The organism is Magnetospirillum sp. ME-1 (assembly GCF_002105535.1).
GTDB lineage: Bacteria > Pseudomonadota > Alphaproteobacteria > Rhodospirillales > Magnetospirillaceae > Phaeospirillum.
The window spans coordinates 4,392,394-4,406,453 of record NZ_CP015848.1 but is presented as its reverse complement, the minus strand read 5'-3'; the positions used below and the strand labels follow the sequence as shown (position 1 = coordinate 4,406,453).

Below are 14,060 nucleotides of genomic sequence, written 5' to 3'. Positions count from 1 at the left end.
TGATCGGTCAGGTCTTGAACACCCGCGAGATCATCTCGCGCAGCTTGTCGGCCTTGATGGGTTTCAGGACATAGCCCTTCGCCCCCGCCTTCACCGCCTTCATGACCATACCCTGCTGTCCATGCGAGGTCACCATGATGATGTTGGCATCGGGAAATTCCTTGAGGATGCCGCCGGTGGCCTCGATGCCGTCCATGTCGGGCATGGTGATGTCCATGGTGACCAGGTCGGGCTTGGCTTGTCGATAGGCCTCCAGGGCCAGGGCCCCGCTTCCCGCCGTCTGGACGACCAGATGTCCAAGTTCGGTCAGCATGCCGGTCAGTGTCCGGACCGTCAGCAGGGAGTCATCGACAATAAGGACCTTCAGTGGGTGCATGTCCCCCCCTTGAGTTTTTTTCTCGTCGATTATGTTCAGGTCATGGTCGAAAAGTTCGGATGGCCCGACGAAGTTGATATCGAGGATACCATAATTGGTTGCCATCTCGATCGAGGTGAAAGTCGCCTTTTTAGGACGAAGAATGTTCTTTTCTTGGTCCAGGACCCTGGGCGGAGACAATTCCATGTCGTTGCCTTCTTCCGCCAGGTCGGCGGTGGCGTGCCCGAGAATGACGTTGACGATCTCGGCCGCCGTTTCCCGCAGGTAGAGTTCGAGTTCTTCCTCGGCCACGTCCATGGAGGCGGTGAGAATTTCCCGGATATGTTCGAGCAGGGGGCGCTGGAAGCTGAAGGCGATGATCAGCTTGACCGGCCCTCCGGTGCAGACGACGGCGGTCATATCGCGTAATTGCAGCGCGTCGATATTGCCGATGCGCGGCTTAGCTCTGGAGACCTTGAGGCCGATCTCGTCTTGGAGGTAGTCCCGGCTGCGCGAGAGCACCGCCGCCATCGTGGGCGGAAACTTCAATTTGCAGAATGTCATTGGGCACGCCCCTCCACCTGCGGCGGGAAGGGGATATGGAACTGGAACAAGGTGCCGTGGCCCGGCCGGGAATTGATGCTGACGCTGCCGCCCAACTCCTCGACGCTGGCCTTCACGGCGGTCATGCCGACACCGCGCCCGGAAAGCTCGGTGGCTTCGGTCCGCACGCTGACGCCGTCGGCGAAGACCAGATCGGCCAGGCCCCAGCCGCTGACATCGGCCGACGTCAGTTCGGCGGCGCGGCGGCGCAGGGTTTCCACATCGATGCCGCTGCCGTCGTCGGCGATGTCGATGCTGAGCGCGCCATCGGCCCGGCGGATGGCGCAGGTGATGGTGCCCACCTCGCTTTTGCCGGTGGACAGGCGGGAATCGGGGTCCTCGATACCATGGTCGACCGCATTGCGGAACACGTGGCCGAGCGAGCGCAGGAAGGGGCCGAACACCTCGGGATCGATGCGGACGTCGTCGCCTTCCACCACCAGCGGCGCCACTTCCTTTTCCAACCGCGCCGAGATCTGATGGATCATCTTGTCGAAATCGGCGATGGCCTGGCGCAGCGAGACTGTGCGGATGGCGGCGATTTCCTCCAGCACGTCGGGCACCTCGGCCTCGTCGAGCAGGCCGCGCGCGAAGCGCTCGAAGCGCTTGGCCTGTTCGGGGGTGACGGTGACCACGCCGCGCCGCGCCATGAAATCGTCGCCCAGGGCGCTGCGGACCGTCTCCAGGTCCGAGGCCAGGATGGCCTGCCAATCGCGGGAGAACACCATGGCGGCGGCGGCGGCCCCGTCCGCCCACGACCCCAGCCGCTGCAGCGAGGATTCCACCTCATGCAGCGCGGCGGGGAGATGGTGGAAGCCCAACTGGTTGAAGGTCCCCTTGAAGGTATGGATCATCCGGTACAGGACCGTCCGGTCGCGGCCCCGCCACATGCCGGGCCCGTCCTGGACGAAGCTGGTGAACTCGGCGACGGCGTCGAAGAAGTCGTTGCCGTAGGTGACGGCCGACACGATCATCTCCAGGTGGGTGCGTTCGCGCGCCACCTGGGCGGCCAGCGCCTTTTCGCTGGTGATGTCGGTGAGCACCACCATGATCGCCTGGTCCAGCGGCTTGAACTCGGCTTTCAGGATGCGGCTGCCGATGGTGATCTCTTCGGGCAGCAGGGACAGGTAAAGCTCGGCGCGGGCGGTGTCCTTTTCGGCCAGGGCTTCCTCGATGCAGGCCCTGAGCGTGTCCCGCGCGTGGTCGTCGCCCGAGAACAGCAGTTCGTCGATGGGCTTGCCGGCCGGCGAGCCGCCGAAGAAGGCCAGGCAGGGGTGGCTGAATTCCGGCTTGACCAGCAGATCGCCCTGGAACGACAGGAAGCCCTGCCCCGAATTGTCCAACAGCGCCGAGACCTGATCGCTCTTGTAGCGGAAGGCCTCGGCCATCTCCTCGGCCATCTGCTTGGCGGCCTTGAGGGCGACTTCGGCGGCGTGGCGATCGGTGATGTCCTCGATCAGCCAGACGGTGCCCTTGGCGAGGTCGGCCGGCTCGATGGCGGTGCCGACCAGCTTGCAGAAGCCCTTCTGGCCGTTCCGGCGCGTGATGACGTGCTCGCCACTGTAGGTTTCGCCGGCGGCGAGCATCTGGTAGGCGTTGCCCACACTCCTGAATTCCTCGTCACTGCCCCAGACATCGCGGGTGTCCATTCCCAGCAATTCGTCGGGGCTGAAGCCGAACAGGCGTTCGATGGCCCGGTTGGCGCGCCGGATCAGCCGCCGCCCGTCGGGGGCGGGCTGGACGACGACGATGCCCAGCGAGGCGTTCTCGAGGATGATGTCCTGCTCGGCCAGGATCTTGTCCAGCTGTTCCTTCTTCTCGGACAGTTCGGCGGTGCGGAGCGCGACGGTGCGTTCCAGGTCGTCCCTGTGCCGTTCGAGATCCTCGTACAGCAGGGAGTTTTCCAGCGAGATGGCCGCCTGGGAGGCCAGCAATTCGAGAACCGCGACGCGGGCCGCGGTGAAAACGTGGGATACCTGACTGTTTTCCAGGTAAAGCAGGCCGATCAGCTTGGACTGCTTGACCATGGGCAGGCACATGACCGAGCGGACGTTGTTGCGTTGGATGTACTCGTCGGTCCCGAAATCGCTGTCCAGGGGGGCGTCGTCCAGCAGCACGCCCTTCCACGCCCGCTGGACGTAGTTCAGGACCTTCATGGGAAGGACCTTGGGCGTCGGCTCGCTGCGCAGCGAAACCACCACCACGGCACCGTCGTCGATGCGGGCATCGGCCACCACGGTGGAGGTGCCGCCGAGATCGACCACCAGCACGCCGCGTCCCGCCCCGGCGTTTTCCACCGCGATGCGCAGCAGCGTCTCGACCAGCCGGTTGAGGGCGATTTCCCCGGACACCGCTTGCGACGCCTTGACGACGCTGATGGCGTCCAGGCTCTGGAACTGGCCGTGCGGCGCGTTTCCGGCGCCGGACCGGGCGGGCTTGTCCGCCAGCTGGGGATAGGCGGCTTCCAGCTGCCGCACCTTGCCCATGGCGCCCCATCGGGCATAGGCGTCGCGGGCCTTGCGCAGATAGGTGTCGGCGATCAGCTGCCGGTCGCGCCCGCGATAGAATCTTGACGCCAGCTCGTAGGCGATGGCCTCGATATGGAGGGTGGCGTTGTCGTGGGCCTGGCTGATGGCGTTCTCGTAGAGACGTTCGGCCTCCAGCAGGTCGCCCTCGGTGCGGGCGATCTCGGCCAGGGCCAGATCGTGGCGGCAGCCGTAATTCTCGGGGCAATTGGCCGTCCGCCTTGCCAGCAGATCCACATGCGCCGCCAGCTCGGCCCGCCGCTCCGCCGCCTCGGCCGGGTCGGAGGGCGCGTCGAGCGCCGTCAGGGTCAGGACCGCCAGCAGGTGGTAGCTGGTTTCGGCGACCCATCCGGTGATGCTCTTCAGATAGGGCAGGATATGGCGGCTTTGCTCGAGGGCCAGCTGGTAATCGCCATGGAGCAGGGCGGCCGTCTGGACCATCAGGTGGTAATAGGCGATGCCGGTTCCGAATTTGGCGGCGGTCAGCGCCGCCAGGGACGTTTCGCCGCGTTCCATGAAGGTGGGCAGTTCGGCTTCACCCGTCAGGCAGGAGACGAAAGCCTCCTGGGCGCGCAGGGTGTGAAGCAGCCCGTTGTTGCGGCTTTGCTGCGCGAAGGCCGAATAGGTCATGGCCGCGGCGGAGATGTCGTCGAGCGGCGCGCCGCATTCGAAGGTCAGCCACGAGATTTCCAGGGCGCCGTACACGGCGTAGGAGTAGTCGCCGGCCGCCTGGCAGTCCACGAACCCTTCCCGCAGGATGTCGATGCTGGACCGCATGGGATTGCGGCGGCTGTTGATGAACACGCCGGCCCGGACCAGGATGCGTCCCCGCAAGTCGGGGCGCGACAGTGCTTCCTGCAGCTTCAGCGCCACATTGGCGTATTGGATGGATTCGTCGATGGCGTCGTACTTGCTGACCAGGACGATGGCATAGCCCATGTAGACGGCGCAGGAATCGCCGTCATTGCCCAGAAGCAGGGTGACGTTGAGCGCGTTCAGGGCCAGCCAGGCGTAAAGATCCGGTCTGGCGATCCAGGCGCAGGGCATGGCGTCGGCCAGGATGCCCAGCATGCCCAGCGCATCGGGATCGGTCATCACCGGGGCGTCGATCAGCTCGCTGATCTCGCGGCCCTTGAGGTTGACCGTGGAATCCTGGCGTGCGCGTTCCACCGCCGCTTCGATGTCGGCCGGGGTGGTGGGGCAGGTCAGCCCGAACAGGCGCAGCGCGGTCAGGGCGACCTCCACCGCTTCGCCGTACTGGCCGGCCACCTGGTTGCGCAGGATGAGCAGGCGATAGGCGCGGGCGCGGTCCGCGTTGCTCCGCGCCTTGTCGAGGATCAGCGGGAAAAGCTGATCCACCTGCTGGAAATTGCCGAGCAGCAGCTCGCAGGTGGTCCGTTCCAGGTGCAGCCGGAAGGTGCCCTGGTAATCCTCCTCCCAGGCCGAGGGCGGCAACATCTCCATGGCCTCGACGAAGAAGGTGCGGGCGGTGGCGTAGGCGGCCGAGGCCTTCGCCTTCTCGCCGGCCCGGACGTTCATCAGGCGGATCCGCTGCCGTTCCTCGGGATCGGCGACCAGCTCCGCGCCGATGTTGAAATGGTTCACCACGTCGAAGATCTGGTCGTCGAGCGCGCCGTCGTCGAGCCCGGAAAGCAGCATGCGGCCGATGCGCAGGTGCTCGGCCGGCCGGGATTCGGGGGGGAGCAGGAAATAGGCGGCTTCCTGGATGCGGTCGTGGGTGAAGCGGATACTGTCCTTGCGCCGCACCAGATACGAGGCGCGCAAGGCCTCGTCCAGGGCGTCGTCGAGGGGCGCGGCCGAATCGCCGAACAGAATGTGAAGGGTGTTGACCGATACCGTGTTGCCCAGGCAGGCCAGGGTCCGCATCACGCTCTGGGCCCCTTCGGGCAGGCGGCGCAGCTTGCCGACCATCAGATCGACCACATTGTCGGTGAAGGTCTTGCCGGCGATCCTCTCCATGTCCCATTGCCACCCGTCCGGGCCGGGGGCGAGCAGGCCGTCCTCGAACAGCCCCTGCATGAACTGGATGGTGAAGAAGGGATTGCCCGCCGTCTTGGCGCCGATGATCTCGGCCAGCGGCTGGGCCTTGGTCCGCGGGCAGAACAGCGTTTCGGCCACCATCTGGTTCAGGTGGTCGGTGGACAGTGGCTGCAGCAGGATTTCGTCCAGGCTGACGCGCGACCGGATGGAGTCCAACGCCAGGGCCAGCGGGTGGGCCGGCCCGACCTCGTTGTCGCGGTACGAGCAGATCAGCAGAAGATGGCGCAGTTCGCTGTGGGTCGCCAGGTATTCGAACAGCTTCAGGCTGCCGGGGTCGATCCATTGGAGATCGTCGAGGAACAGGACGAGCGGATGCTCGGCCGTCGCCCAGGTGCTGAGGAACCGGCGGAAGGTGGCGAAGAAGCGGACCTGCGCCTCGTTGGGGGGCAGATCCGAAACCGGGGGCTGCTCGCCGATCAGCAGGGCCAGTTCCGGAATCAGGTCGGTGATCAGGCGGCCGTTCTGCCCCAGCGCGTCCTGAATGGCCTGGCGCCACTCTTCCAACTGGGCGTCGCCCTGGCCGAGAACCTGGCGGATGGTGCCCTGGAACGCCTGGGCCCAGGTGGCATAGGGGATGTGGCGCCGGTACTGGTCGAACTTGCCGGAGGCGAACAGCGCCCGCGGCTGGATCAGGGCCTTGTGCAGTTCCCCCACCAGGGCCGACTTGCCGATGCCCGAATAGCCGGTGACCAGGACGATGTTCAGGCTGCCCTGCGCCGTCACCCGCTCGGCGGCCTTTTGCAGCCGGTGCAATTCGGCGGCGCGGCCATAGAGCTTTTCAGGGATGATCAGGCGATCCGGCGTGTCGTTGGCGGCCAGGCGGAACGGCGCCACCGCCTTGTTGCCCCGCCACGAGTCCAGGCAGTGCAGGAGATCGGCGGCCAGTCCGCTGGCCGTCTGGTAGCGTTCCTCCGCCGGCTTGGCCAGCAGCTTCATGATGATTTCCGAGACCGGACCCGGAATGTCGTCACGGATGCCCGACAGCAGCGGCGGACGGCGCGCCACGTGGAAATGCACCAGTTCGACGGGGTCCTCCGAGGCGAAGGGGGGCCTGCCGGCCAGCATCTCGAAGAACACGATGCCGAGCGAGTACAGGTCGCTGCGGCAATCCACCGACCGGTTCATGCGCCCGGTCTGTTCCGGCGCCATGTACACCAGATTGCCCTCGATGGTTTCGATGGGGTCCAGCGCGATGTGATGGCGCGGCAGCAGCGAGGCGATGCCGAATCCGGTGAAACGGACCGGCTGTCCGTCCGGGGAGACGAGGATATTCGCCGGCCTCAAGTCCTTGTGAACGATGTTCCTGCTGTGCAACCGGGAGAGGGACTCGGCGATTCGGGGCGCCAGGACCAGGAAGTCCGGGATGTCCATTCCTCTACCCGCCTGGGCGGCATCGCCCAGGATGCCGTCCAGCGGCATCCCGCCCGGGTCTTCGAGAAGCATTTCCACAGTGCCGCCGCGCTCGACCAGGATGGTCGGCCGCACCGCCCAATCGGCCTCGAGCCGGTCCTTCAGGGCGTGTTCGTGGCGAAAGCGTGACAGCACGCGCGGCGAAGGCTCGTCCTCGGCGGGAACCATAACCAGGGCCGAGCCCAAGGATTCGCTGTGGGCGCGCCAAAGCACGCGGTCGCGGTCGCGGCTAAGCGCTTCCGCCCGCTCCATAGTGGCCAATAGTGGTTTAGCATTTGTTGTGCTCAACCTAAAAGGCACCTTGCTCGTGGTTCAGTCGCTCCGACAGTCAGGAAAACGACCGCCTGCAATCTTACTGAGCCGAACTACGCTTTCAACCGCGTATTTCCATAATCTGTATCATGCCGGAAACAGAAGGCATGGTCGTCGTGTCTGTGGGGGACGGGGGATTCATCCCTTGGCGGCAGGGGGGCATGGAAAATTGTTTGCCTCGGCTCGTAATAAGGCGTAATCGGTGCCATTGGCTCCTTAATCGAGGCTAAGATGACGGGTGGGGAATATGCGAGATAACGACAGGCCTGAAGACACATGCCTTGGGCGCGATAATGAGGAGAGGAAAGCACGCAAAAGTGGAGATCGCGGAGGGCGGCGCGAACGGCGGGGCGGTGGTGGCGCCGGTCGTGAAATGCCGTTCCAGATGGGGTCGTTCATGCAGATGCTGCCCTTGCTGATGGCCATGGGCGGCGGCAATCCCGGCGGCCGGATGGTGGGCTTCCAGCTTAAGATCGTCATGCTGATGATCGAGATCTGGATCGATTACCTGGCCTCCATGCAGGATTTCATGGAGCGCACCCTGGAACGTCTGATGGATTTCAGCGAGGGCGAGTCCCACGGCGACGATGCCGATGACGGGGACGACTGGTAACGCCCGGACAAAACGCAAAAGGGGAGGGGTTTGGCCGTGGCGCAACCGGGGGGGATCGCCATCATCGGGATTGCGTGCCGGCTGCCGGGCGCGTCCGACTGGCGGCAATTCTGGGACAATCTCCGTGACGGCAAGGAATCGCTGACCCGCTTTTCCGATGCCGAGCTGCTGGCCGAGGGTGTGCCGCCCGAACAGATCCGCGATCCCCAATACGTCAAGGCCGGCTACGTCCTGGACGGCCATGACGGCTTCGACGCCGGATTCTTCGGCTATGCGCCCGTCGAGGCCCGCCTGCTTGACCCGCAGCAGCGCCATCTGCTGGAGGTGTCCTGGGAAGCCTTCGAGGATGCCGGTTATCCGCCCGGCCGGGGGCATGGCCCCGTGGCGGTCTACGCCACCACCGGCACGGTGGTGACCAACTACATGATGAACGTCCTGGCCGATTATCCCGACGCCCGTTACGGCGGGACGGCCAGCATGCTGCATTTCGGCAACGACAAGGATTACGCGTCCACCCGCATTTCCTTCAAGCTCGACCTCAGCGGGCCCAGCCTCAACGTGCAGGCCGCCTGCTCCACCTCGCTGGTGATGGTCGATCTGGCGGCCAAGGCCATCCGCGATGGCGACTGCGCCATGGCCCTGGCGGCGGCGGCCACCATCCGGGTGCCCAACCGCGCCGGCTATCTGGCGGTCAAGGGCTCGATCTTTTCGCCCGACGGCCATATCCGCACCTTCGATGCCGAGGCCGGCGGGACGGCGTTCAGCTCCGGCGTGGTCGCGGTGCTGATGAAGGATTTGGGCCGGGCCATCGAAGACGGCGACCATGTCTACGCCGTCATCCGGGGCTCGGGCGTCAACAACGACGCCGCCCGCAAGACCAGCTATACCGTGACCAGCGTCGAGGCCCAGAGCGAGGTGATGTCCAGGGCCCTGGCGCAGGCGGGCTTCGCGCCGTCTTCCATCGGCTATGTGGAATGCCACGGCACCGGCACCTCGGTGGGCGATCCCAAGGAGGTGTCGGCCCTGAAGCGCGCCTTCCCCGGCGCGGAAAAGGGGAGCTGCCCCATCGGTTCGGCCAAGCCCAATGTGGGGCATGCGGAAAACGCCTCGGGGCTGGTGTCGCTGGTCAAGACGGCGCTGATGCTGAAAGACGGCGTGGTGCCGCCCAACGTCAATTTCAAGACGCCCAATCCCCTGCTGAAGCTAGAAACCACGCCGTTCTTCGTCAATACGGCGGTGCTGCCCTGGCGGGCCGGGGACCGGCCCCGCCGGGCCCTGGTCAACGCGCTGGGCATGGGCGGCACCAACGCCGCCATCGCCGTGGAGGAGGCCCCCGCCGCCAGCGAGCGGCCCGACCGCCGCCTGCGGCTGCTCCATCTGTTCCTGCTGTCGGCCCGGAATGCCCCGGCGCTGGACGCCCTGATCGCCCGTCACCGATCGGTGCTGGACGGCGATGTGCCGCCCGATCTGGGGGATCTGTGCCACACCCTGGCGGCGGGCCGGGCGCATCACGCCCACCGTCTGGCGCTGACCGTGGACTCGGTGGCCGATTTGCGGGCCAAGCTGCATGCTTGCAATTCCGATTCGGCCGAGCGGGTGCGCGAGGGGCCCCGGCGGATCGCTTTCCTCTACAGCGGCCAGGGCTCGCAGTTCTCCGGCATGGGTCGCGCGCTCTACGAGGCGGAGCCCGCCTTCCGCGAATCCCTCGACCGGGTGGCGGCGGCGCTTGGCAACCATCTCGGGCGCTCGGTCCTCGACATCCTGTTCGCGGACGGGGACGCCATCCACCGCACCGAGAACACCCAGCCGGCGCTGTTCGCCGTGCAGGTGGCCCTGGCCGATTGCCTGGGCGCCTGGGGCATCCGGCCCATGGCGGTGGCCGGACATTCCATCGGTGAGTTCGCCGCCGCCCATCTGGCCGGGGCGCTGTCGCTGGATCAGGCGGCGCGTCTGGTGGCCGAGCGCGGCCGCCTGATGGGGGCGCTGCCCGAGGGCGGGGCCATGGCGGCGGTGTTCGCCGACGAAGCCACGGTACGTGCCGCCCTGGACGGCGTGGGCGTCGACGTGGCGGCGGTCAACGGGCTCCGGAACACGGTGATCTCGGGACCGGCCGAGGATGTCGAGCGCATCCTGGCCGCTCTCGACCGGGACGGTGTCGCCGCCCGGCGGCTGACGGTGTCGCACGCCTTTCATTCCGCCCTGATGGTCCCGGCCCTGGACGGGCTGGCCCGCGCCGCCGAAGGAACCGGGGCGCGGCCGGGGAGCGTGTCCTGGGTCTCGACCCTGACCGGGCTGGCCATGAGCGGACCGCCCGGCGGCGAATACTGGTGCCGGCAGGCCCGCGAGGCGGTGCGCTTCGCCGATGCCGCCGGTACCCTGGCCGCCATGGGCATCACCGAATACGTGGAAATCGGGCCGGGCGGCGGCCTGCTCGCCCTGGCCCGCGATGGCGTGCCCGACGGCGACGAATCCTGGCTGCCCACCTTGGGCAAGGGCGACGACGAGGGCCGCGCTCTGCTGGGCTGCGTGGCGGGGCTCTACCGTCGCGGCGTGGCGGTGAACTGGGCGCGGTTCAACGCCCCGTTCCAGCCGCGCCGGCTGTCCTTGCCCACCTATCCCTTTCAGCACGAGCGGTACTGGCAGGAGGCGGCGGAGCCCCGCCCGACCCGCTCCGCCGGTGCGGGGCTGGTGGGCCGGCACCGGCCGTCGCCGCTCCCGGCGCAGCAATTCGACGCGGTCTATGGCAGTGCCCGGCTTGCCTGGCTGGCCGATCACCGGGTTCACGATGCCATCGTGCTCCCCGCCGCCGCCGGTCTGGCCGCCGCCTTGGGGGCGGCGCGGCAAAGCCTGGGCGACGAGGATTTCGAGGTGGTGGATTTCGCCCAGCGCGAAGCCCTGGTGCTGGCCGACGACGAGGAGCGCGCCACCTGCCTGCTGCTGGAGCCCGAGGACGCAGAGCAGGCCCGCTTTTCCCTGGCCAGCCAGGACCAGGGGAGCGGTGCGTGGCGCACCCATATGGAGGGCATCGTCCGCCGCGCCGCGCCCGACCAGTCCCGGCGCAACGGCTTCGACGCCAAGCGCATTCAGCGGCGCTGCGCCACCTCGCTCAAGGCCTCGGCCTATTACGCCGGCATGAAGAGCCTGGGCCTGGGCCATGGGGCGGCATTCAAGGGCATCGAAAGCCTGTGGCGCGGCGAGGGCGAGGCTCTGGCCCGCGTGCGCCTGCCCGATGGCGTGGCCCTGTCCGAGGGGGTGGACGGGCCGCCGCCCGCCTTGCTCGACGCCTGCCTCCATCTCTATCCGGCGGTGATCGACGCGCTGGGCGATTTCAGTCGCCCGCCGCCCGCCGATGCGGCCATGCCCCTGCCGGTGTCCATCGAGCGCTTCCGCATGGCCGCCGCGCCGGCGCGCGAGCTGTGGTGCCATGTGAAGCGGCGCCCTCCCAACGGCCATGCCGGGCTGACCATCGTCGACATCGAGGCCCGCGACCTGGACGGCAAGCTGGTCATGGGCTTCGACGGCGTGGCGGTCAAACCGCTTCCCCCCGCCCAGTTCCGCCCGGCGGAAAAAAAGCAGGATGAACGCTGGCTTTACCAGTTGCGCTGGGAAAACGCCGGAGTCTCGGCGGCGAGCGAAAGCGGACCTTCCGTCTTCCTGCTGCTGGGCGGCGACGGGGATCGCACCCGCCCGGCCCTGGCCGCCGCCCTGGACGCCGAGGGCGCCGCCGTCCGGCAGGTGGAGATGCCCCATTCCTCCGAGGCCCTGGCGGCCGTGCTGCGCTCGGTCGCCGTGGACGCGAAAGGCAGCATGGTCGGACTGCTCCATCTCGGCGGGCTGGATGACGCCGGGGCCGACCCCACCGACCAGGCGGCCCAGGCCCGGGTACTGGGAAGCGCCCTGATGGTGGCGCAAGGTTTGGCCGCCGAGCGCGAGCGCTTTGCCGGCGGGGCGAGGCTGTGGCTGGTCACCCGCAACGCGGCGGCCGTGACCGATGGTGATCCGGCGGCGGATGTGCTGCAGGCGGGGCTGTGGGGCTTCGGCCGCTCCCTCGCCGTGGAGATGCCGGCCCTGTGGGGCGGGCTGATCGACCTGGAGGCGGCGGGCGATCGTTCGGCCGAGGCCCGGCTGGTGGCCGCCCGGCTGCGGCGGCCCGACGGCGAGACCCAGTTCGCCTTCCGCCGGGCCGCGCGCATGGTGGCGCGGCTGGCCGAGGCCGAGCCGGCCCCCGGACGCGCCCCGCCGCCCGAAGGGGGCGTCTACGTCGTCACCGGCGGCCTGGGTGCCATCGGCCGCAAGGTGGCGGAATGGCTGGCGCGGCGCCGCAAGGCCGAGACGCTGGTGCTGGTGGGGCGCCAGGGCCGCAAGACGCCCGATTGCGACGCCATAATCCGCGCCATCGAGGCCATCGGCCCCAAGGTGCTGGTGGTCAAGGCCGACATGGGCGTCGAGGCCGACGTGCGGCGCCTGATGCGCCGGGTGGCCGAACTGGGCCAGCCGCTCAACGGCATCTATCACGGTGCGGGACTGGTGGACGATTCCATGGCCGAGTCCCTGGACTGGGCCAAATTCCGCCGCGTCCTGGCGCCCAAGCTGGACGGCGCGTGGTGGCTGCACGAGCTCAGCCGCGACGTCGGCCTTCGCGATTTCGTGCTGTTCTCCTCGGTGCTGAGCCAGCTGGGCTCGGCGGGCCAAGCCAATTACACCGCCGCCAATGCCTGTCTCGACGCCCTGGCCGTCCATCGCCATCGCCTGGGGCTTCCGGCCCTGGTGGTCAATTGGGGGCCATGGGCCGAATCCGGCATGGCCAGCGGATTGGACGAGCGGGTCCAGGCGGCGTGGCAGGCGCGCGGCATGCGCTTCATCGATTCCGACCGCGGCGGACAGGCCTTCGACCTGCTGTTCGACGGCGGGCTGGTCCAGGCGGCGGTGGCGCCCATCCACTGGCCGTCCTTCCTGGCCCAGTTCGCCCGGCCGCCCGCCCTTTACGCCCATTTCCAGGCGAGCGTCGGTCCCGGCCCGGCGGCCGACATCGTGGAATTGCGCGCCTGCCTGGCCTCGGACGATCCCGGGCGCAGGCGAGGTGCATTGACGGCGTTCCTGCGCCGCCTGGTGACCTCCACCCTGGGGCTCGCCGAGCCCATCGAGGCCAGCCGGCCGCTGCGCGAGGTGGGGCTGGACTCGCTGATGGCGGTGACCCTGATCAACCGGGTGGAAGCGGCCATCGGGCTGCGCATTCCCGCCTTCAACCTGATCCGCGGCCCCAGCATCGACCAGTTGATCGATGATCTGTGGCCCGACACCGCCGGCGCGCCCGCCCCGGAGGCAGCGGCGGAGACGGTTGCCGCCGGGTCCTGGCTGGTGAACATCGTTTCGCCGCCAAGGCCGCAGAGCCGCCTGTTCTGCTTCCCCTTCGCCGGCGGCGGCTCGGCCACCTTCCGGGGCTGGGGGGCGGCCATGGATCCGGCAATCGAGGTGATCGCCGTCGAGCCGCCCGGACGGCTCACCCGCATCGGCGAGGAACCGGAACACGATCTGGGGCGCTGGGTGGACCGGCTGATGGAGGAGATGGCGGGCAAGCTGGACCTGCCCTTCGCCTTCTTCGGCCATTGCCTGGGCAGCCTGACGCTGTACGAGACCACCTGCCGGCTGATGGACCGGGCCGGGATCAAGCCGTCGCATCTGTTCTGTTCCGGCGCGCGGCCGCCGGACCGGCTGAAATCCATCGGCTCGTTCGAGACCAGCCTGATGCGGCGTCTGGCCCGCATGCCGGGCTATCGCGCCGATCTGCCGCCCTATCGCCAGCCGGGCCCCATCTTCGCCGAGATCGTGCGCCACTTCGACATCGCCGCCAGCGAGCATCTGCTGGTGGACCCCGACCTGCGCCGCCTGATGCTGCCGGCGGTCCGCGCCGATTTCGAGATGGCCAGCACCTATGAGTACCGGCGCAGGCGGCCGCTGGACGTGCCCATCACCTGCTTCGTGGCCATCGGCGACATCTTCGTCTCGCGCGAGGATATCCTGGGCTGGGGGCGATTTACAAACAAGCAGTTGCAGATTCTCATGCGTGAAGGTACTCACTATTCCATTATTGAGGATGAGTCGTTCATTCAGAGAATTATTTCGCGGGAATTGTCCCGGCCGGCATCTTGACCGGAAGTCGTGAACTCAGGGAGGAACCGAT

4 protein-coding genes are annotated in these 14,060 nt (G+C 67.7%); 2 read left to right on the top strand and 2 right to left on the bottom strand.

The window, feature by feature from the left end:
- Positions 1-7: 7 nt before the first annotated feature.
- Positions 8-919, bottom strand: a complete 912-nt coding sequence (locus WV31_RS20550; protein ID WP_085375270.1) for a response regulator — start codon at positions 917-919, stop codon at positions 8-10.
- Positions 916-7,167, bottom strand: coding sequence for an AAA family ATPase (locus WV31_RS20545; RefSeq protein WP_206072563.1), 6,252 nt, complete (start codon positions 7,165-7,167; stop codon positions 916-918). The genes WV31_RS20550 and WV31_RS20545 overlap by 4 nt, the downstream gene beginning before the upstream one ends.
- A gap of 496 nt (positions 7,168-7,663) precedes the next feature.
- Between WV31_RS20545 and WV31_RS20540 the strand changes: the two genes are divergently transcribed.
- Positions 7,664-7,879 carry a hypothetical protein gene (locus WV31_RS20540; RefSeq protein WP_145980932.1) on the top strand — a complete coding sequence of 72 codons (216 nt, stop codon included), beginning with the start codon at positions 7,664-7,666 and terminating at the stop codon, positions 7,877-7,879.
- Between the two features lie 36 nt (positions 7,880-7,915).
- The gene (locus WV31_RS20535) at positions 7,916-14,029 is read left to right on the top strand and encodes a type I polyketide synthase (protein WP_085375722.1); all 6,114 of its coding nucleotides are present in this window, start codon (positions 7,916-7,918) and stop codon (positions 14,027-14,029) included.
- The last annotated feature ends 31 nt before the right edge of the window (positions 14,030-14,060 follow it).